Raw genomic sequence first — 950 nt, 5'->3', positions numbered from 1 at the left:
TTCCTTTGCAGACTGGAAAGGCATTGCAGCGCACAACTGTAACTCGACACCTACAAGGTTTATGTCGCTAAACAAGGCGTTTTGTTGCTCTTTTCGGTCGGGTTTTCACCGGAACGTCTGATATGTTCTCAAGTGGTCTGCTAGCGGTACTCGCTCGCCGGACGATCATGCCGGTGCTACTAGCGGTTATCTGGAAGTTGATTGACGGTACACGGAATCGCGTCGAGGCAAGACGAACTGAAAATTGTTTACTCACGGTTCACAGGAGGTTGACTTGAATATCATCGGTATCGACATCGGGTACTCCAACCTGAAACTCGCCTTTGGCCATAAAGGCGAATCTCCAAGAACATACTTACGCCCTTCGGGCGCGGCGCCCGCCGATCGCTTTGGGTCGCGCTTCGATGGAAAGGCGCACGAAGACTTCCTGCACGTCCTGGTAGACGGGCAAGAGTTCGTTGCGGGGGTCTCACCGGATCGCGCTGAAATGTGGAGCCGTTCCCTGCACGCGGACTATCCTTCCAGCGTCTCTTACAAGGCGTTGTTTTACGCCGGCCTTCTCCTTTCGGAGATGGACAGGATCGACATGCTCGTCACCGGGCTTCCGGTGACACAATACTTGGACGAAAACCGCAGAAAAGCCCTAGCCGAGTACATGCTGGGAACGCATCAAGTTACCGCCAAGCGCACCGTCACGGTCGAGAGGGTCAAGGTCATCCCGCAGCCCATCGGCGGACTCCTCGATTACATCGCTCAAGAAGATGCCGATATAGAGGATGCGCGGGTTCTCGTGGTCGATCCCGGCTTCTTCTCGGTCGATTGGGTGGTCATCGCCCACAAGGATCTGCACCGTCAATCCTCCGGCACCAGCCTCAATGCCTCATCGGTCGTCCTCGAAGAGGCCTCCAGGCTGATTGCCAAGGGTTGTGTACCATCCTTTCTGTAAATTC

General features: G+C 55.2%; 1 protein-coding gene. It reads left to right on the top strand.

The genetic code is table 11. The features are described from left to right. Positions 1-274 precede the first annotated feature (274 nt). The gene (locus OA56_RS09530; protein WP_461584942.1) at positions 275-946 is read left to right on the top strand and encodes a ParM/StbA family protein; all 672 of its coding nucleotides are present in this window, start codon (positions 275-277) and stop codon (positions 944-946) included. Positions 947-950: the final 4 nt, after the last annotated feature.

Source organism: Tepidiphilus sp. HLB4 (genome assembly GCF_054823945.1).
Note: the sequence above shows the minus strand (reverse complement) of the source record. Positions and strands in the feature narration are given on the sequence as shown.